Source organism: Rhodanobacter ginsengisoli (genome assembly GCF_042657065.1).
Classification (GTDB): Bacteria; Pseudomonadota; Gammaproteobacteria; order Xanthomonadales; family Rhodanobacteraceae; genus Rhodanobacter; species Rhodanobacter ginsengisoli.
This window is the reverse complement of the sequence record NZ_JBHSNF010000002.1, coordinates 1-18,171: the sequence shown is the minus strand read 5'-3', so window position 1 is coordinate 18,171 and position 18,171 is coordinate 1. Positions and strand designations below refer to the sequence as shown.

Genomic DNA, 18,171 nt, shown 5'->3' with positions numbered 1-18,171 from the left:
TTGTGCAGCGCAGCGCGCGGATTATTCGCCTCCTCCGCGACAACGGCAAGGGCAGGAGGTCACGCGTCCGCAGGGGTGAGCGCTCAATCCGGTGGTCAATGAACCCGCGGCGGCCCGGATTTCGCGTTCGGGTCCGGCTCATCGCCATTCAACGTGGCTGCGGGACTTTTGCGAGGGTGTCAGCGCGCAGCTTCACGTGTTCGATGAAGGCGCGCAGCTTCGATGTCATCTGCCGGTGGCCGGGATGGTAGAGAAACATGCCCGACGTCACGGGCGCGAATCTCTCCAGCACCTGCACGAGTTTCCCCGCAGTCACCAGTTCGGCGGCGATCGGCTCGGGTACCTGGGCGAGACCCACACCTTCGACGGCCGCACCAAGCATGGTAGGAAAGTCGTTGGCGATGAATGGACCTGACACGGCCACTTCGATCGGGCGACCGTCGTCGTCGAGCGACCATGGCGCGAGCGCGCCGCTGGATCGCCGCAATCTCAGGCATGCGTGCTGACTCAGATGGTCCGGGTGTTCAGGCCGGGCGTTACCGGCGAAGTAGGCGGGGCTGCCGACGACCACAAAGCGAAACGGCGGCGTCAGTCGTACGGCAACCATGTCGACCGCGATGAACTGGCCGAAGCGGATGCCGGCGTCGAATCCTTCGGCCGCAAGGTCGACCAGCTTCTCGTTTGCGGCGATCTCCACCTCGATCTCGGGGTAGGTACGGCAGAACGAAGCGATCAGTGGTTCCAGCAGGATCGGCACGACGGCGGGAGGCACGGAAAGGCGCAGGCGTCCCGCAGGCCGTCGCCCGAGATCGCGCGCCGCCTCGCCTGCGGCGACGAGTTCCTCGAAGGCGGGTCTTGCGCGCGAAAGGAATCGCTCGCCAGCTTCGGTCAGGCCGACGCTGCGCGTTGTGCGCATGAAGAGCGCCGTACCGACGCGCTCTTCAAGTGCCCGTATCACCTGGCTGATCGCCGATGGGGTCACGCCGAGTTCTGCAGAGGCTTTGCGAAAACTCAGGTGCCGGGCAACGCTCAGGAATGCCTCCACGCCGTCCAGTGCACCCTGCCTGACTGTGAAGTTTTTCTTCATGGGGCGGCCACTTTGTCGCGGATAGTCGCTTGCAGAAAGCGGTGATAAACAGGGTTTGCAGATCAGCAATCCCGCTGATGTCGTTACCGTGGATCTGACAGGAGATTACATGTCGCCGCAAACCATTTTTCAACTGCATCTCGTCCTGGGCTACGTCGCCTGGCTGCTGTGCTTCAACGTGTACATCTGGCCCCGGCTCAAATCGATGGGCCGGTTCGAAGCGCTGCGGATCATTGCCACTCTGCACAGCTTTCGCTTCTTCGGACTCGTCTTCATCCTGCCGGACATCGTTGGCCCACATCTGCCCGCCAGCTTTGCGGGGTTCGCCGCCTACGGCGACTTTGCCACCGGCGTGCTGGCTCTCCTGGCCCTTCTCGCGGCAAGGGTACGTCCGCTCTTCCGGGCGTTCGTGGTCGCCTTCAATCTCGTCGGATCGGTCGACCTCATCCTCGACTATTACCACGCTGTCCGTGCCGGTCTTCCTGCCTTGGCAGGGCAACTGGGCGCCGTCTACGCGATACCGATCATCTACGTGCCCCTGTTGATGATCACGCACGTCGCCGCGTTCCATCTGCTGCTGCGTCCACTGGGCGAGCAACAGGGCAGGGCGATCTGGCCGTTGCACCAAGGTCCGGGTGGCTGACCTCGCAGGCCCAGCCTTCGACAACGGCATCCGACCCGCACCGACCTTCAGGAGTTTGAATCGAAGGACGCAGGCGCCGCTGGGTGGAGTCTTTTCCTCGGGGACGCGGCGACGCTGAGGCGACCGTCCTGGCCGGATCGGTCCGCTACCGGTCCGCGACGGGGCTCGTGGGCGGAAGGCCGGCTGCCTACAGTGGCCACTCCCTTGCCGATGGAGTTCCCCATGTCCGATTTGCCCGCCGTGCTGGTCATCGATGTCCAGCAATCGTTCCTGCATGCGCCGTACTGGCGCGAGGACGACGTGCCCGCGTTCCGCGAGAACCTGCTGAAGCTGCTCGACGCCGCCGCCGCGCGCGGCTGGCCGATCGTGCGCATCCTGCACGAGGACGGCGATGCGCATTTCGATGCCGCGTCCGGCCTGGTGCAGCCGATGGACTGGGTGCCCGACGCGCACGACGTGGTGTTCCACAAGCATGTCCACAATGCCTTTACCGATACCGGCCTGGAAGCGTGGCTGCGCGAACGCGGGATCGGCCGGGTCATCGTCAGCGGCATCCGCTCCGAGCAGTGCTGCGAGACCACCACCCGGGTGGCCTCGGATCTCGGCTTCGCGGTCGACTACGTGACCGAGGCGACGCTGACCTTTCCGATGGTCCACGCCGGCAGCGGACGACGCTACGATGTGGATGACATCAAGCAACGCACGGAACTGGTACTCGATGGCCGCTTTGCCCGCATCCGCACCGTCGATGACGTCCTCGCCGATCACTGAGGTGTGCTTCGTGCTGCCGCCGGCGCTGATCCTGCTGGATCTCGCCGGCGCGGCCGATGCTTTCCGCATCGCCGCCACGATGGGGCTGCCGGTGCGCCTGCGGATGCTGGCACCGGTGGCCGACGGCGAGGTCGCCTCGACCGCGCTGGGCGTGGGCCTCGCCGGGGTCGAACCGCTGCCGGAGCAGTTGGGCGATCACGCGCTGATCGTCGTATGCGGCGCCACCGGCCGCGGTGACGAGGTGGTGTCCTCGCCCGCCAGCAAAGCTCTCATCGCGTGGCTGCACCGGCATGGCGGTCATGGCCGGCCACTGGCCTGTGTCTGCTCGGGCGCGTTGCTGGCGGCGGCGGCCGGTTTGCTCGACGGCCGCTGCTGCACCACCCACCACAGCCTGCTCGACGACCTGCGTCGTCTCGCGCCCGGCGCCGAGGTGCTGGACAGCCGCGTGTTCGTCGAGGACGGCAACGTCTGCACCAGCGCCGGCATCACGGCCGGCATCGACCTGGCCCTGCACCTGATCGCCCGACTCGGTTCGCCGCGGCTGGCCGCCGCGGTGGCGCGCGAGATGGCCGTCTACGTGCGGCGGGCTTCCGGCGATCCGGCACTGTCGCCTTGGCTGGAAGGGCGCAACCACATGAACACGGCCATCCATCAGGTGCAGGATGCGCTGACCCGGGCCCCCGAGCAGGACTGGCCGCTGACGCGCCTGGCCGACATCGGGCACATGAGCGTGCGCAGCCTCACCCGCCATTTCCGCGAAGCCAGCGGCATGTCGGTCAATCGCTATCACGCCCGCCTGCGGCTGGCGCTCGCCCGCCAGGCGCTGGCCAGCGGCGACAGCGTGGAGCGCGCCGCCGAACGCGCGGGGCTGGGCTCGGCACGCCAGCTGCGCCGGCTGTGGTCGAGCTTCGCCAGCGACAGCCCGGCCGCGGCGCGCCGGCGGCACTGAATGCCCCGTTGCCTCACGACGACGAGCGCGGCTTCCCCTCGATCAGCCACCACGCGCTGACGGCGCTGACCAGCGCCAGCGCCGCCGACAGCCCCATCACCCAGCGAAACCCGGCCACGAACGACACGCCGATCGCGTGCCGGAGCGCGGCGGCCACGTCGGCCGCGGCGCCGTCGGGAATCACGATGCCGGCCAGCTTCTGGCGTTGTGCCAGCACGCCGGCGCCGAGCCCGGGCGGCAGTTGCAGGGTGGCCAGTTCGTGGGCCAGGCGCTGGTCGAAGGCGCTGGTCAGCAGCACGCCGAACACTGCGATCGCGAGCAGGCCGGCGGTGCGGGCGACCGCGTTGTTGATGCCCGAGGCGGTGCCGGCGCGATCGCTGCCGACCGCGTTCATCACCGTGGTGGTGAGCGGCGCCACGGTGACGGCCATGCCCAGTCCCAGGATGCAGGTGGCCGGAAAGAAGCTGGTCCAGTAGTCGGCGCCGATCGACGGCAGCGCGAACAGCACGAAGCCCGCGGCGGCGATCACCGGACCCACCACCAGCGGCAGGCGCGAACCGAACACGTCGACCAGTCCGCCGGCCCAGCGCGACAGCAGGAACATGATGGCGATGAACGGCAGCAGCGCCGCGCCCGCCGCCGTGGCGCCATAGCCCTGCACCTGGATCAGGTCCAGCGGCAGGAAGAACAGGCTGCCGCCCAGCGCCGCGTACAGCAGCAGGGTCAGCAGATTGGTGCCGGCAAACGTGCGCTGGCGAAACCACGCCAGCGGCAGCATCGGCGTTCGCCCGCGCGCCTCGACGCGCACGAACAGGGCCAGCGCCACCACGCCGGTGCCGGCGGTGGCGAGGATCGGTACGGACGTCCATCCCCGCGCCGGCCCCTCGATCAACGCGAACACGATCCCGGCCAGCCCCACGGTGACCCAGCAGGCGCCGCGCAGGTCGACCGGGTCGCCATGCGACGAGCCCACGCTTTCGGGCACCCGCAGCGCGCACATGACCAGCACCGCCACGCCGAACGGCAGGTTGATCAGGAACGCCCACGGCCACGAATAGTGTTCGACCAGAAACCCGCCGATGACCGGACCGATGGCGGCGGTGATGCCGCTGAAACCCGACCACGTGCCGATCGCCGCGCCGCGCTCGGCCTGCGGATAAGCGGCGCTGATCAGCGCCAGGCTGCCCGGCACCAGCAGCGCGGCACCGATGCCCTGCACCGCGCGGGCGCCGATGAGCAGCCCCACGTCGGAGGCGAGCGCACAGCCGACCGAGGCCAGCGTGAACAGCGCCACGCCCAGCATGAACACCCGCCGGCGCCCGAAGCGGTCGCCCAGCGCGCCACCGATCAGCAACAGCGCGGCCAGGAACAGCGCATAGGACTCCATCACCCATTGCGCATCGGCGCTGCTCGCATTCATCTGGCGCTGGATCGCCGGCAGCGCCACGTTGACTACCGTGCCGTCGATGAAGGCCATGCTGGAACCGATGATCGCCGCGACCAGGGTCCAGCGCTTCGATGCCTTCGGGCAGGGCGTGGCGGCGTCGCCGCCGAGGATGGCGCCGCGGTCGCACGGGGGTTGGCCGACAAGGCTCACGCTCGTCTCCTCAAGGGCGTCGGCCACGCGTGGCGTCCGCCGGCGGCAACGCCGTCCCGGGAAACGGGCCGACGGGTCCGGTCCGGATCGTAACCCGCCTGTCGCCGAGCGGGGCAAGCGGGCAGGTTCCCTGTCGATGATCCGGCCACGTCGATCACCGCGTGCCGGTGTCGGCGTTGCATCGGCCGGGCTCGCGAACGTGGGGCTGAATGCATCCATCAGGACTTAACCACTCCATGATCCGGCGATAACCGGACCGCTCGCACACTGCGCTGTCCAGCCCCGGGTGAGGGGTGATGACGGGAGAGCCGAGATGTCATATATCGATGGTGTCGTGCTGGCCGTGCCCACGGCCAACAAGAAGAAATTCATCAGCAAGGCGAGCGATACCGATGCCGCCTTCATCGAGTTCGGCGCGCTGCGCGTGCTCGAATGCTGGGGCGACGACGTGCCCAACGGCACGCTCACCGACTTCCGCCGTGCGGTGCAGGCCAAGGACAACGAGACGGTCGTGTTCTCGTGGATCGAATGGCCCGACAAGCAGACCCGCGACGCCGGCATGGCCAAGGCCATGAAAGACCCGCGCCTGAACATGGAAACCCACCCGATGCCGTTCGACGGCAAGCGGATGATCTTCGGCGGCTTCGCTCCGGTGGTCGAACTCTCGTCCGACGAGCACCAGCACCACTTGCTCAAGGGTGCCGCGGCGCACGCGCGCACCAGCGAAGGCGGCAAGCAACGGCCGGCCAGGCACTGACGCCCGAAGCGACGAGGACGGAGCAGATAGCCGGGGTCAGCCGGTTCCGTCCCGGCCGGCAGGTTCGCGCCCGCCGTGCGCCGGATAACCGGTGATCTCGCGGATGCTTCGGTACAGCGGCCGCAACTGCCGGTACATGCGCAGGTAGACCTCGCGATAGAGGCGTTCGTAAGTGCGCTGCGCCTCGGTGCGGGGCGTGAACACGTCGCCGACGCGGGTCATGGCAGCGATCGCGGTGGGGAAATCCGCATGCAGCCCAAGCCCCACCGCGCAGTCGATGGCCGCGCCCAGGCCGGACGTCTCGAAGGTGTGCGGGCGCTCGGCCGGCAGGCCGAAGATATCCGCGGTCAGCTGCATCGCGGCAGCGCTTTGCGAACCGCCCCCGGAGACGCGCAGGCGCCGGATCGGGATGCCCGAACGTTTCTCGATGCGCTCCTTGCCCTCGCGCAAGGCATATGCCAGTCCTTCGAGGATCGCCCGGTAGATGTGGGCGCGTGTGTGCACGTCGCCAAAGCCGATGATCGCGCCCTTCGCTTCCAGTCCCGGCTCGCGGATCCCCGGCGACCAGTAGGGCTGCAGCATCAGGCCCATCGAGCCGACCGGCACGCTGTCGACCAGTTCGTCGAACAGTGCTTCCGGCTCGACGCCCAGCTCGACCGCGCGCTGCATTTCGCTGAGGCCGAACTCCTGCTTGAACCAGCTGACCATCCAGAAGCCGCGGTAGATCATCACCTCGCTGTTGTAGTGGTCGGGGACAGCCGCGGGGTAGGGCGGCAGCAGGGGCACGGTCTCCCGGTAGCGGCGGCCGGTGGTGTTGATGGTCGCGGTGGTGCCGTAGGACAGGCACGCCGTGCCGGGCTCCACGACGCCGGCGCCGAGCACCTCGCAGGCCTTGTCGGCGCCCGCGGCGATCAACGGCAGGCCTTCGGGTATGCCGGTCATCCGGCTCGCTTCGGCGCTGATGTGCCCGAGCAGTTCGCCCGGCTTGCGCAGATCCGGCAACTGCTCGCGGCGCACCGGCATCACCTGCCATTTCCAGTCGCGCGGCGCGGCCCAGCGCAGGCGCTTGTAGTCGAACGGCAGGTAGGCCACGCAGCAGGCGACCGAATCGACGAACCGGCCGGTCAGCCGATGGGTCAGGAAGCCCGACAGCAACAACAGCTTGTGCGTGCGGCCCCAGATCTCCGGCTGGTGCTGGGCGATCCAGTTGACCTCGGCCTGGGCCCGGAAATAATCCACCGTCGCGGTGGCGCCGGCCAGCGTGAACAGCCAGCCCCACGGTCCCCTGATCCGGCCCCTGACCTCGGCCAGCCGTTGATCCAGCCAGAGGATGGCCGGGCGCAGCGGCCGACCCTCGGCGTCGACGTTGATCACGCTGCCGCGCTGGGTGGTCAGCGCCACGCCCTTGATCAGGCGCTTGTCGATCGACACCTGCGCCCACAGCCGGTGGCAGGCTTCGGCCAGGTTCTGCCAGTAATACTCGGGGTCCTGTTCGGCCCAGCCCGGCTGCGGCGACACATAGGCCTGCAGGTCCACCTTGCCCTTGCCCAGCAGGTTGCCGTGGAGGTCGAACAGCAGGGCGCGCACGCTCTGGGTGCCGTTGTCGATGGCCAGCAGGTAACTCGGTTCGCTCACGTGTCCATTCCTTTTCCGGAAGTGTTGTCGTGGCTGGCGCTACCGGTTCATGCGGCATCCGGGGCGGGCAGGCTGTAGCTGCGCTGCCATAGCGCGAGATAGCGGTCCTGTTCGTGCTGCCAGCGCGCATCGCTCCAGCCCAGTCGCGGCTGGCACAGCTGCCGGATGCGCGGCAGCTCGGCCGCGGCGCCGTGGGCCAGCAGCAGGCCCAGCCGGGTCCGTCGCAACAGCAGGTCGTCCAGGTGCAACACCAGTTCCTGTTCGGCGGCCAGCGCCAGTTCGGCCCACAGCGTTTCGCTGGCGCCCACCTTGTCACAGCCGATTTGCGTCAGCAGCGCGGCCAGTGCCGGCAACTCGCGCCCGTAACGTCCGCGCAGCCGTTGCTGCTGGTGCGGCGTCAGCGGCGCCGGCAGCGGCATCGGCGGCATCGGCGCGAACGTGGCGCCGTGATCGTCGACGAACGCCTTGCCCAGCATCGGCGCGCAGGCGCGCAGCACGTCCAGCGCCAGCAGCCGGAAGGTGGTCAGCTTGCCGCCGGCCAGGGTGACGCAGCCCGGTTCGATCCACAGCGCATGTTCGCGGGTTTCGTCCGACGGGCGGGTGCTGGCGTCGCCGTGGCTGACCACCGGGCGCACCCCGGCCCAGCACGACAGCACGTCGGCCGCCACGATCCGCGCCGCCGGAAACTGCTGGGCGCAGGCGGCGAGCAGGTAGTCGACTTCGGCCGCGCTGATGCGCGGCTCCTGGTCGAGATCCTGGCGATGATCCAGGTCGGTCGTGCCGATCACCGTGGCGCCTTCCCACGGAAAGACGAAAATCGGCCGGCCGTCTTCGGCGTGCAGGAAGCTGAAGGCGTGCGCCAGCGGCAGCCGCCAGCCCGGCAACAACAGGTGACTGCCGCGCAGCGGCCGGATGTGCTCGGGGCCGCTGACCTGGCGCAGCCGGTCGGACCACGCGCCGGTGGCAAGGGCGACGACCCGGCCGCTGAAGCGCAGGCGCTCGCCGCCCTCGCTGTCCTCGGCCAGCAGCCCGACCACGCGATCGCCCTCGCGACACAACTCGACCACGCGCAGCCCGTTCAGCGCTTCGCCGCCGTCGGCCCGCGCCTCGCCCAGCACGCGCAGCACCAGCCGCGCGTCGTCGGTGATCGCATCGCCGAACAGCGAGCCGCCGAGCAGGTCCTGCTCTTTCAGGCCCGGCGCCAGATAGTCCAGCTGCGGCCGCGCCACGTATCGGTGGTTGCGCCTGCCGGCCAGCCAGTCGTACAGCGTCAGCAGGGCGCCCATCACCCGGCGCCCGGGAAAGGCGCCGCGATAGTGCGGAAAGATGTAACCCAGCGGATCGACCAGTCCGGGCGCCTCGCCGAGCAAGCGCTGGCGTTCGTGCACCGATTCACGGGTCAGCCGGAACTGGCCCTTGGCGATGTAGCGCAGCCCGCCGTGCACCATCTTCGAGGAGCGGCTGGAGGTGCCCCAGGCAAAGTCGTGTTGCTCGATCAGCAGGCATTTCCAGCCCCGCCGTGCCGCCTCGCGCAGGATGCCCGCCCCGCTGATGCCGCCGCCCACCACGATCAGATCCCACTCGGTCGCCGCCAGGCCGGGCAGGGCCTGTTCGCGCCAGCGGGCATGCCAGGCCATCGTCGTCATGGTTGCAGCAGCACGCCGGGATTCAGCCGGCGCTCGGGGTCGAAATGGCTGGCCAGTGCCTGCAGGGCGGCGATTCCCAGCGCGCCTTTCTCCACCGGCAGATACGGTGCATGGTCGCGGCCGACGCCGTGCTGGTGACTGATCGTGCCGCCATGCTCGACGATGGTGCGGCTCGCCGCCTGCTTCAGGGTGTGCCAGCGCGCCAGCGTGTCGGCGTAACTGCCGGCCGCGCGAAACACATAGGTGGTATAGAGGCTCGACCCTTCGCCGTAGGCATGCGACAGGTGGGTGAACACGTGGATCGGCTCGCCGCCCGGGCCGCCGCGCAGGCTCGCCTCGATGCGGTGGAGCAGGTGGTCGACGTTGCTCCAGTCGGTCGCGGTCTCCAGCGTGTCCACCGCGTAACCGGCTTGCCACAGGGTCTCGCGCAGGTAGGGAAAGCGGAAGCGGCTCTGCGCCCACTTCCTGCCCAGCAGGGTGCCGGTGAACACGCCGCCGGCCTGCCGCAGCAGCTTCTTCGCCTGCTGCAGCGAGGCCGCGTTCTGCCGGGGATTTCCGGTCACGCCGAACGTCAGCATGCACTTGCCCTGCGCGGCGCCGCGCCAGCCCAGGTATTTCTCCAGCCAGGCGATCTGTCGGGGGTGGCCGGCCAGGGCGAGCTGGGTCTCGGTCTCGATCGCGCTGGACAGGCGCAACATCGACAGCGGCACCCGCGCCTGCGCCAGCTCGCGCACGGCGTCCAGCGCCTGCGGCCACGACGGCAGGAACACCGCGTGAAAATGCTCCTGCGCGGGCAGCCGGCTCACCCGCACCTTCACCTCGGAGAGGATGCCGAAGCGCCCCTCCGAGCCGAGCACCATCTCGCGCAGGTCCGGCCCGGCCGATGACGCGGGAAACGTCGGGATCTGCAGCGGCCCGGCGAACGTCTCCAGCGTGCCGCCGGCGAACAGTTGCTCGATGCGGCCGTAGCGCAGCGATTGCTGGCCGCTGGAGCGGCTGGCGACCCAGCCGCCCAGCGTGGACAGTTCCCACGACTGCGGAAAATGGCCGAGCGTGAAGCCGTGCGCGCGCAGCTCGCTTTCCACCTGCGGGCCATTCGCGCCGGGGCCGAAGGTGGCGATCTGGCTGGACTGATCCAGTTCGAGCAACCGGTTCATGCGCGCCAGCGACACCGTCAGCACCGGCCGGTCGCCGGCCTGCGGCGTGATGTGCCCGGCGACCGAGGTGCCACCGCCGTAGACGATCAGGCTCAGGTCCTGCGCCGACGCGAGGGCCAGCAGTTCACGGATCTGCGTGGCGGTTTCCGGATAGGCCACCGCATCGGGAAACACGCCGAAGTCGCCCGAACGCATCGCCAGCCAATCCGGCAGGCTCTGCCCGCGGGCGTGCCGCAGCCGGTCGTCGGCGGCGGTCGCCCACAGCGGATGCGGCGGCAGCCGCGACGCCGGTACCCGCGCCAGCACGCTGTCCAGGCTGGCATCGGGCAGCGGCCGGCCGGCACCGATCCGCGCCGCCAGAAACGCGGCCCCCTGTTCCGGCAGCGCCACCGAAGTGGACTCCTCGCCCCAGCCATTCCAACGCCGCATGCCGTCGTCCTCGTGTGCGGTTCCGTGCGCCAACCACGGTCGCTGCAGGATAGAGGCAATGGCGGCGCAGGGGACAGCGGCGCCGGTTTCCGCGCGATCTCGGGTACGGTGACGTGGCTGCCGCATCTGGCCCGGCCGACATCGGGCGCGGGATGCCGCCATGTCCGGGCGGTGCGCGTTCACTCGTGGGACATCCGGCAAGCGACAGACTGCCTTCTTTGACCGCCGGGAGTACGCGTGCCGTCTTGCCACACCGATCCACGTTCGATCCGTCCCCGGGCCACGTCGCGGCATGCGCTGTGGTGCATGTTGCTGGGCCTCGGCGTCAGCGCCTCGGCGCTGGGCCACGCCGCGCATCACGCGTCGGGGCGGCTCGCCATCGACGTGTTCCGCGACCGCCTGACCCTGGCGGTGACCCGCTACCCGCAGGTGTATCTGCACGGCGAGATCGATGCCGGCGCGCCGCGGCGCTTCGAGGCGCTGATGCACTCCGGCCGCATCCCCGCCGGCTCGGACATCTACTTCAACGTGCCCGGCGGTGACCCCGCGGCCGCCATGGCGCTGGGGCGGATCTTCCGCGCCGGCGGCATGGCCACGCACCTGGGCACGCCGCGCAAGCCCCGGCACGCGCGCCAGTCGGCGCAGCCGGCCGTGTGCATGGATGCCTGCGTCTACGCCTACCTGGGCGGCCTGTATCGCTGGACGCCCAGCGGCGGCGATCGCATCGGGCTTGCCGCGCTGCCGACCGGCGCGGCGAAGGAGCCGCCCCAGCTGAGCGCGTACCTGAAGGAGATGGGCATCGCCCCCGGCGCGCTGGCGCAGGCGGCCACCTCGCGCGGCGGCACGGCCTGGCTGAGCGCCGACCCGATGCTCGCGGCCGGCGTGGCCAACAACGGCCGGCTGCCGGTCACCGCCACCGTCGACCTGTCCACGCCGGCACCGACGCTGGAGTTGCGCCAGGTCGTGCGCAAGGGCACCCACCGGCTCACTATCCAGTGCCAGCCCGGCCAGACCACCGTGACCGCCTACGACGAAGTCGGCCCGCGCCGCGCCCGCCAGATCGTGGCCCGCGGCACCCGCTCCTGGTTCCAGCTCAACGGCAAGCAGGTGCTGAATCAGCCGCGCGACGGCGCGGACGTGGCCGACAACGCCCTGATGATCCGCCGCTCCTACCCACCCGCCGACCTGGTGGACCTGGTCTCCAGCTGGTCCTTCGGCGCCTGGGTCGGCGGCCGCAACAGCGCGTTCCGCGACGGCTTCAGCATGCCGCTGCACCCCGTGTTCGATCAGCTGAAGACGTATTTCTACGCCTGCTGGCGCGCGGCGCCGTGGCCGCCGCGGGGGAAAGGGGCCACGGCATCGGCATCGGGCGTCGCCCAGCCTTGAAGCGCTTGCGCGGCGAGTAACCCGTTGTCGCTGTCCGCAATAACCGGCATGCAAGCGGAGCTCATGAGGTCCTGAGCAGCACCGGTTCGTCCGATCGCCGATCGGCCGCGTCTGCCATCAACGAACTTGCGCGGGTGTGAGTGTCGATTCGCGGGAGTATGCTCGGTCGAACGTTCGGGGGAATGGATGACCATGCTGCGCTGGCTGATCGCCGCCGCTGCCTGTGTCGCCGCTACAGCGTGTAGCGATGGGCAGGGCAGGGACGCACAAATTCAGAAACAAGACCGACCCGAGCAGGCCGGCCTGACGAATCCGCTGATCACCGCCGGCCATCTCGCCGGTGCCGAGGTCGCCGGACTCACCGGCGATCAGCCCGCGATGCGCCGCCACGTCGAAGCCATGCACACCGACCTGATGCGCTCGATGCATTTGGCCGACCCTTCCCGCCGCATCGACCACGAAGCCGCCCGCGCCGCCGTGCGTCCGCTGCCCGGTGTGCAATCCAGCGTGTGGCTCGACAACGCCAACCTGCTGGTGTTGGTCGGTGGCGGCCAGTACCGCCGCATGGCCACCATCGACCGTATCTGCCTCGCTTTGCAACCGCTGGGCGACACGCTCGGTGTGGTGGTCAATCTGCAGGATGTGATGGCGACGACCTCGGAAGGCGCGGATACCTTGTCGCGAAATTGCCAGCTCGGGGCAGGGGAGCGGGCGCTGTTTCAGCCGAAGCGGCGGATGGATGTGCTGGAGCCGGAGGTTAGGAGGGAGTTTCGGGCGCAGCAGGGTGTGGGTAAGTGAATTTATTCCTACGTTGAAGACGGATCAATAGAGTTTAATCACGGAGTAGTGGTATGCCTCAGTCGCTGTCGATGCTGCTTCAAATCGATTCTTCTCTTCTCTCCGATAGAGATGCGCTTGATCCTGTTCTTGATATGGACACGCGGCTATTTATTGATCCGCACTTATTAAAGCATAGCGATATTGATGAGTTTCAAAGTAGTTACAAAAATTACAGAAACATTTTGTTTCCATAGCGAAGCTGCTTGCGGCCTCAGATGACCAGGGTGACGTATTTTGGCGTAAAGCTGATTCGATGATGAAGTGGCCAGAGGTAAAAGGACTTTGTATTGGCTACTCAAGCAAGGGGACTTCCGGTAGTGGAATAGGTCCTGGCCTTCGAAATCGCCTACTTTTTACCGCTCAGCAAATAATAAGAAAGGGAAGGAATGACCCAGAACTATTTGAGTTAGTTGGTCTTTTTGAGGCCGATTTTGGGCCTGATAGAATTAGTGATATGACTGCAAATGTAATTCGGGTTGATCTCGCAAAATTTACAAAAAGAGTTTATGGCGAGCTCTTGGTGGAGGGTGCTCGGCCCGTAAAAATCGATGTGCAAAACGGTATGCCGTTGAATCCGTATACGGGTGCACCAATATTGTTAGTCCCGAGATCGCTTCTGAGGGACCTGCCTGTCGCTTTTGAATGGAGTAGGAAAGATATAATTGCTGCGGACAATGAAGATCTTCGAATGAGGCTAAATTCGCTTATTGGGTCTTCTTGGCGAGAAGCCATCAAGTCGTTCAGTAAGGAGAGATTCAAGAATATCCTATTGGAAAACCCTGATTTGATTGATGATCTGGTAAAAGTTTATAGCGAGAAGGTCGCCAGCCCCTACAATTTCGTCGAAGACAGGGCTGGTGAATATCTGTGGTTCCCTGCCACGCAAGCGGTTACAAAAGAGTTTCCACTTTCATTGCAGCCATTTGATCCGAATTCAGTGGATGAAGTGGAGGTAATGGTGTTGACTATATGTGAGAAATTTAAGAGCTTGGTAGAGGATAATGGATTGTGCGATCTATTTTATAATTCAGATGGGTCTCATAAGAATGAATCGGCAATGCAGTTAGTTTTTTTTGGCGTTGCCGATGCTTATTGTCACGCAAACAAAGTAATGATTGCTCGAGAATCCAACTCAGGCAGGGGGCCGGTAGATTTCAAGTTCGGAAGCAATCAGGAAAATAGTGTCCTGGTGGAAATTAAAAAATCAACGAATACTTCTGGATTAAAAAAAGGGGTAACGAGGCAGTTGCCGCAATATATGAAATCAGAGGGGTCAAAGAGAGCAATATATCTTGTTATTGATATTGGTTACACCAAGTCTTCTATAAATTCGCTAAACCAGGTTAATAAGTCCATTAATGGCACTGCAATAAAAATATTCCATATCGATGGAAACCCTAAGCCAAGCGCCAGCAAGTTGTGAAAATGTTGCCATAGCGCATCTCTGATCGACAACGTTCTTACTTATCTGTTCTGGGCCAATGCTTCTTCCGTTGCCGCCGGCCCGGCTCCACCCCTGTCAGCCAACCTCCGCGCCACACCCTCCCTCGCACCAACAGCCACGCACTGCCGGCTCTGGCATCGTTTCGGCGCCCCCAGCGTCCGGTTGTCAGCCGAATGTAGCGGGCGTTACCGGTCGCTTGGACGCGCAACGGAGCTTGGGCGGGACGCAGGCGGCCTCATCAATTGATACGGAGATCGTGACGTCACAGCACCTGACTTCGCTGGCCTTGACGGCCGATCAGCTGACTGCCATCGAGGGTGCGCTGGTGACGCCGTAGCAGAACATGAGAAGGCTGATCGCGCTGCAGCCGGCGCAGCGCCGGGCGCTGATCAAGATGGGCGACAAGTCCGAGGTGTTCTGCCGGCAGACGCTGAAGCTGCTGCAGCAGAACCCGCAAGTAGCGCCGCCAAGCCTCAGCGTGGACGAGGCGCAGGCGAATTTTGCAGCGTACGACCAGATCGGCACCTTTTCTTTGGAGCGCGATCCCGAACAAGTCGCGCGGCGGTCCGATCATTTTCCCCGGGCGTGTGCCGCGGCCGGCGCCCGTTTCAGCGCACCGGTCTCCCATCCCGCGATCAGCTTCTGGCCCACGCTGGCCAGCGCCTGGATGGCGGGCAGGAGTTCGTGACCGAGGGGCGTGAGCGCGTACTCGGCCGATGGCGGCGAAGTCTTCAGCACCCGTCGCGTCACCAGTCCGCGCGATTCCAGCTCGCGCAAGCGCGCGCTGAGCACGCGGGCGGAAATGCGCGGGATGTCGTGGCGCAATTCGCCGAAGCGGCGCGGCTCGCCACTGAGGAACCAGATCACGTTCGGCGCCCATGCACCGCGCAGCAAGGCCAGGCTCTCGGTCAGCGGGCAGGCGGGTGGGGCGGCGACTTTGCTTTTGCGTACGGGCAGACCCATCGGACGTCCATCGGGGAATTCGGTAACCGATCGGATACTACATTCTTCCGCTAACCGGTGGTTAGGTGGTATCCATCGGTAACCATGATGGCTAGCATGCGTCATCGCCGCGACGGCCCGGGCGCATGCCCTGCGGCGCGCGGCGGTGCTTCCCACGTTTCCCATCGGAGAAAATGCATGAAACTCTTTTACTCGCCGGGCGCCTGTTCGCTGTCGCCACATATCGTGGCGCTGGAAGCGGGCATCGAGCTGCCGCTGGAAAAGGTCGACGGCAAGGCCAAGCACACCGAGACAGGCACGGATTTCTGGCAGATCAACCCGAAGGGCTACGTGCCTGCGCTGGCGCTCGACAACGGCGAGCTGCTGACCGAAGGCCCGGCGATCGTGCAGTACCTGGCCGACCTCAGGCCCGAGAGCGGCCTGGCGCCCGCCAACGGCACGCTGGCGCGTTACCGTCTGCAGGAAATGCTGGGCTACATCAACTCGGAACTGCACAAGACCTACAGCCCGCTGTTCAAGCCCGATACGCCGGAACAGACCCGCGCCGAGCGCAAGGACTACCTGCTCCGCCGCTACCGGTTGATCGAGGACGTGCTGTCGAAGCAGCCGTGGCTGGTGGGTGATCACTTCACCGTAGCGGACGCCTACCTGTTCACCGTCACCAACTGGGCGAGGCACGTCGATCTGGACCTGGCCGGCTTCCCGGCGTTGCTGGCCTTCCAGAAGCGCGTGGCGGAACGCCCGGCCGTACGCACGGCGCTGGAGGCCGAAGGCTTGACCAGCAAGGCCGCATGAAAGCGAGATCGGGGGTCGTAAACATCAGCGGGCGAAGTCCGGGGTTGCCCCGAGGCCACCCCGTCACCGCCTGACGACCGCACGCCACACCCGACCGGCCGACCCCACGGCCCGGTGCATGAGACGAACAGCCTCATGCACCGGGCTTCTTTGTGCGCGCCCCGCCGCCGGAACCCGGCGCGCGGCCCAGCGAACCGCAACACCCGAGCTCGCCGCCCGACCCGCCGTTCAACGAACCCGACCCGCCACCCGTTTCGCTCGGCCGCCCGAGCTTTCTTCCCGGCCTCCCGAGCGATTCACTCGGCGCCCCGAGCAAATGGCTCGGCCACCCGAGCTTTTTGCTCGACCCGCCGAGCAGGTGAGCCTCACTCGCCGAGCTTTTTTCCCGGCCCGCCGAGCAATTTTCTCGGCCGTCGAGGCAATTTTCCTCACCCGCCGAGTCCCTCCGCTCGACGCGCCGGGAAATTTTCTCGACCATCGCGGCTATTTTCTCCGCACCCCGAGCTCTCCCGTCCGTCCGCCGGGAAAATTTCCCGACACGCCAGGATATTTGGCCGGGCATGGCAGCTCGGGGCACGGATCAGCGCCCGGCGCACCCCCGAGACAGGGCAACATCGATGCCGGATGGACGTTCCCCCACGGCCTCCGTCGGCTGGGTGCACCTGCTTCAACCCCAGCGGGCAGGGTGCGCTGCGGGTTCCGACCCGATCGAACACCGTTTCCGGAAAGGGCTGCCCACGAAGCGGGTGCCGCCCAATAGCCGTGGCGAGCCGGCGGCTTTGACAGGCGAGTGGCCGATAACAGCCCTTGCACGCTCGATGATGCGCGGGCAATCTCGGCGGGCAGGGGGCGACCGAAGGCGCATTTTTTGTGGCACTTCACAGGCAGCAATCAAGCCGGCGCGCCGGATCCGGCTATACATCCGATGGTTAGCCGGACCCAGCACGGACAAGCTCTAAACGGATCAAGACGTTATGCCCGGACATCCGCGCATGATCAGGGATGTATCACCGGACCCACGGGTCCGTATATTAGGCAGTTAGCGCTTGCAGGGGGAGTCGTGAAATCTAGACGCTTACTTGCGCCGTTGATGGGACTCGCGTTGCTGCTTGTGAGCATGGGCGCGCAAGCTATCAAGCCGCCAATGCCGCGGACAAAAGCTCAATTAGCCGGTACCTGGGTTGGCCCGGACGCGTGGGGTTCGGTGCTGCGCCTGGAGCTCAATAGTGAGGGGCAAGGGCGCTTGGTTGTCCGCATCCTCGACTCAAAGGACGACCTGGTTGTCTACAAAGTTGTACTTACAAAGATCAACATCAACGACCTGTCTTTTTCAGTTTCACCCATCAGCAAAGGTGCTGCGCATATCGCTTTGTCTGGCACTAACGACTCGAACGCCATCAATTTGGTGCGTTACTTGAAGGATTTCGGTGACGGCTACGGCGTTCGCGCGTTACTTATTCGCCAAAGCGATCTACAGTCGGGGTTACAAGATCTCAAAGCGGCCGGCCCTAAGCTTCCTGCACGGCCAGCGCGCTAACAGATCGTTCGAGGCGGACGGCTGCGCCGCCGCTCAACTCAAGCGTTAGCGGTCATGAAAATGTCCAGCAGATCCCTGTTTCTAGCTAGCTTGCTCGCGTCGACCTGCGGCGGTCCGAACGTTCATGCTCAGGGTAATCCCTCGCCAAAGGCTGGAGAGTCTTACACGGTGGCGCGTCACCACTTGCTTGCCGCTGGCTGGCGGCCAGTAGTAGTCGCAGAGTGCTCGCCTCGCAATGTCTGCTTCAACGAGTGGCCGGAGATGGCAACCCAGATTCCCGCTTCTGTAACTTGTGGAGCACTGACAAGAAATGGAATCACCATGAATATTTGTCTTCAACCAATTGCCGACGACGCAATTATTCAAAGTGTTGAGGTCGTCCGCTAACATCTCGTTCGAGGCGGACGGGAGACTTCCTACGCTTTAGTGGACACCCTGAACTACCACTTCAGGAGTCCACAAGATGCCGAAACCAGGTCCACGAACGACCTACCGCTACAGCCAGGAATTCAAGGCAACCGCTGTCCGTTTGAGC

At 65.9% G+C, this 18,171-nt stretch carries 15 protein-coding genes and 1 pseudogene; 9 read left to right on the top strand and 7 right to left on the bottom strand.

Going from position 1 to position 18,171, the window contains the following annotated elements:
- Positions 1–148: 148 nt before the first annotated feature.
- Entirely contained in the window at positions 149–1,087 is a 939-nt protein-coding gene (locus tag ACFPPA_RS09255) for a LysR family transcriptional regulator (protein WP_377319487.1), read from the bottom strand.
- Positions 1,088–1,196: 109 nt separating this feature from the next.
- Between ACFPPA_RS09255 and ACFPPA_RS09250 the strand changes: the two genes are divergently transcribed.
- The 3 genes from ACFPPA_RS09250 (at position 1,197) to ACFPPA_RS09240 (ending at position 3,450) form a co-directional block, all read left to right on the top strand.
- Positions 1,197–1,730, top strand: a complete 534-nt coding sequence (locus ACFPPA_RS09250; protein WP_377319486.1) for a hypothetical protein — start codon at positions 1,197–1,199, stop codon at positions 1,728–1,730.
- A gap of 222 nt (positions 1,731–1,952) precedes the next feature.
- Positions 1,953–2,501 carry a cysteine hydrolase family protein gene (locus tag ACFPPA_RS09245; RefSeq protein WP_377319485.1) on the top strand — a complete coding sequence of 183 codons (549 nt, stop codon included), beginning with the start codon at positions 1,953–1,955 and terminating at the stop codon, positions 2,499–2,501.
- Entirely contained in the window at positions 2,449–3,450 is a 1,002-nt protein-coding gene (locus ACFPPA_RS09240; RefSeq protein ID WP_377319484.1) for a GlxA family transcriptional regulator, read from the top strand. Before ACFPPA_RS09245 ends, ACFPPA_RS09240 begins: the two co-directional genes overlap by 53 nt.
- Before the next feature lie 13 nt (positions 3,451–3,463).
- Here the strand turns inward: ACFPPA_RS09240 and ACFPPA_RS09235 are convergent, their stop codons facing one another.
- Positions 3,464–5,047 carry an MFS transporter gene (locus tag ACFPPA_RS09235; protein ID WP_377319483.1) on the bottom strand — a complete coding sequence of 528 codons (1,584 nt, stop codon included), beginning with the start codon at positions 5,045–5,047 and terminating at the stop codon, positions 3,464–3,466.
- A gap of 313 nt (positions 5,048–5,360) precedes the next feature.
- Here ACFPPA_RS09235 and ACFPPA_RS09230 point away from each other — a divergent pair.
- Positions 5,361–5,714: pseudogene (locus ACFPPA_RS09230) on the top strand (DUF1428 domain-containing protein); the annotation flags it as partial.
- A 126-nt stretch (positions 5,715–5,840) separates the two neighbouring features.
- Here ACFPPA_RS09230 and ACFPPA_RS09225 read toward each other — a convergent pair.
- From ACFPPA_RS09225 to ACFPPA_RS09215, 3 genes are read right to left on the bottom strand one after another with little or no spacing between them, the layout of a single operon-like run.
- Complete coding sequence (locus ACFPPA_RS09225; RefSeq protein WP_377319482.1) at positions 5,841–7,439, bottom strand: FGGY-family carbohydrate kinase; 1,599 nt, start codon at positions 7,437–7,439, stop codon at positions 5,841–5,843.
- Positions 7,440–7,486: 47 nt separating this feature from the next.
- Positions 7,487–9,085 carry a glycerol-3-phosphate dehydrogenase/oxidase gene (locus tag ACFPPA_RS09220; RefSeq protein ID WP_377319481.1) on the bottom strand — a complete coding sequence of 533 codons (1,599 nt, stop codon included), beginning with the start codon at positions 9,083–9,085 and terminating at the stop codon, positions 7,487–7,489.
- The gene (locus ACFPPA_RS09215; protein ID WP_377319480.1) at positions 9,082–10,671 is read right to left on the bottom strand and encodes an FAD-binding oxidoreductase; all 1,590 of its coding nucleotides are present in this window, start codon (positions 10,669–10,671) and stop codon (positions 9,082–9,084) included. The genes ACFPPA_RS09220 and ACFPPA_RS09215 overlap by 4 nt, the downstream gene beginning before the upstream one ends.
- Before the next feature lie 237 nt (positions 10,672–10,908).
- Between ACFPPA_RS09215 and ACFPPA_RS09210 the strand changes: the two genes are divergently transcribed.
- The 3 genes from ACFPPA_RS09210 (at position 10,909) to ACFPPA_RS09200 (ending at position 14,320) form a co-directional block, all read left to right on the top strand.
- Positions 10,909–12,057: a hypothetical protein gene (locus ACFPPA_RS09210; protein ID WP_377319479.1), complete on the top strand. Its 1,149-nt coding sequence runs from the start codon at positions 10,909–10,911 to the stop codon at positions 12,055–12,057.
- Between the two features lie 192 nt (positions 12,058–12,249).
- Complete coding sequence (locus ACFPPA_RS09205) at positions 12,250–12,855, top strand: hypothetical protein (RefSeq protein ID WP_377319478.1); 606 nt, start codon at positions 12,250–12,252, stop codon at positions 12,853–12,855.
- Positions 12,856–13,150: 295 nt separating this feature from the next.
- Entirely contained in the window at positions 13,151–14,320 is a 1,170-nt protein-coding gene (locus tag ACFPPA_RS09200; RefSeq protein WP_377319477.1) for a hypothetical protein, read from the top strand.
- Positions 14,321–14,603: 283 nt separating this feature from the next.
- On the opposite strand, the gene ACFPPA_RS09195 is transcribed toward ACFPPA_RS09200, so the two are convergent.
- Both ACFPPA_RS09195 and ACFPPA_RS09190 read right to left on the bottom strand, forming a co-directional pair.
- Complete coding sequence (locus ACFPPA_RS09195; RefSeq protein WP_377319476.1) at positions 14,604–14,915, bottom strand: hypothetical protein; 312 nt, start codon at positions 14,913–14,915, stop codon at positions 14,604–14,606.
- On the bottom strand, positions 14,912–15,304 hold the full coding sequence (locus ACFPPA_RS09190; protein ID WP_377319475.1) for a winged helix-turn-helix transcriptional regulator: 393 nt from the start codon (positions 15,302–15,304) through the stop codon (positions 14,912–14,914). The genes ACFPPA_RS09195 and ACFPPA_RS09190 overlap by 4 nt, the downstream gene beginning before the upstream one ends.
- 177 nt (positions 15,305–15,481) lie before the next feature.
- On the opposite strand from ACFPPA_RS09190, the gene gstA reads away from it, so the two are divergent.
- On the top strand, positions 15,482–16,099 hold the full coding sequence (gene gstA / locus ACFPPA_RS09185) for a glutathione transferase GstA (protein ID WP_377319474.1): 618 nt from the start codon (positions 15,482–15,484) through the stop codon (positions 16,097–16,099).
- Between the two features lie 1,060 nt (positions 16,100–17,159).
- Positions 17,160–17,636 carry a hypothetical protein gene (locus ACFPPA_RS09180; protein WP_377319473.1) on the top strand — a complete coding sequence of 159 codons (477 nt, stop codon included), beginning with the start codon at positions 17,160–17,162 and terminating at the stop codon, positions 17,634–17,636.
- The last annotated feature ends 535 nt before the right edge of the window (positions 17,637–18,171 follow it).

What these genes read in the sequence shown, in the direction of transcription:
- ACFPPA_RS09245 (WP_377319485.1), top strand. Translation starts at nt 1,953, where the DNA reads ATGTCCGATTTGCCCGCCGTGCTGGTCATCGATGTCCAGCAATCGTTC.
- ACFPPA_RS09215 (WP_377319480.1), bottom strand. Translation starts at nt 10,671, where the DNA reads ATGCGGCGTTGGAATGGCTGGGGCGAGGAGTCCACTTCGGTGGCGCTG.
- ACFPPA_RS09205 (WP_377319478.1), top strand. Translation starts at nt 12,250, where the DNA reads ATGCTGCGCTGGCTGATCGCCGCCGCTGCCTGTGTCGCCGCTACAGCG.
- ACFPPA_RS09190 (WP_377319475.1), bottom strand. Translation starts at nt 15,304, where the DNA reads ATGGGTCTGCCCGTACGCAAAAGCAAAGTCGCCGCCCCACCCGCCTGC.
- ACFPPA_RS09200 (WP_377319477.1), top strand. Translation starts at nt 13,151, where the DNA reads ATGATGAAGTGGCCAGAGGTAAAAGGACTTTGTATTGGCTACTCAAGC.
- ACFPPA_RS09250 (WP_377319486.1), top strand. Translation starts at nt 1,197, where the DNA reads ATGTCGCCGCAAACCATTTTTCAACTGCATCTCGTCCTGGGCTACGTC.
- gstA (WP_377319474.1), top strand. Translation starts at nt 15,482, where the DNA reads ATGAAACTCTTTTACTCGCCGGGCGCCTGTTCGCTGTCGCCACATATC.
- ACFPPA_RS09220 (WP_377319481.1), bottom strand. Translation starts at nt 9,085, where the DNA reads ATGACGACGATGGCCTGGCATGCCCGCTGGCGCGAACAGGCCCTGCCC.
- ACFPPA_RS09240 (WP_377319484.1), top strand. Translation starts at nt 2,449, where the DNA reads ATGGCCGCTTTGCCCGCATCCGCACCGTCGATGACGTCCTCGCCGATC.
- ACFPPA_RS09195 (WP_377319476.1), bottom strand. Translation starts at nt 14,915, where the DNA reads ATGATCGGACCGCCGCGCGACTTGTTCGGGATCGCGCTCCAAAGAAAA.
- ACFPPA_RS09255 (WP_377319487.1), bottom strand. Translation starts at nt 1,087, where the DNA reads ATGAAGAAAAACTTCACAGTCAGGCAGGGTGCACTGGACGGCGTGGAG.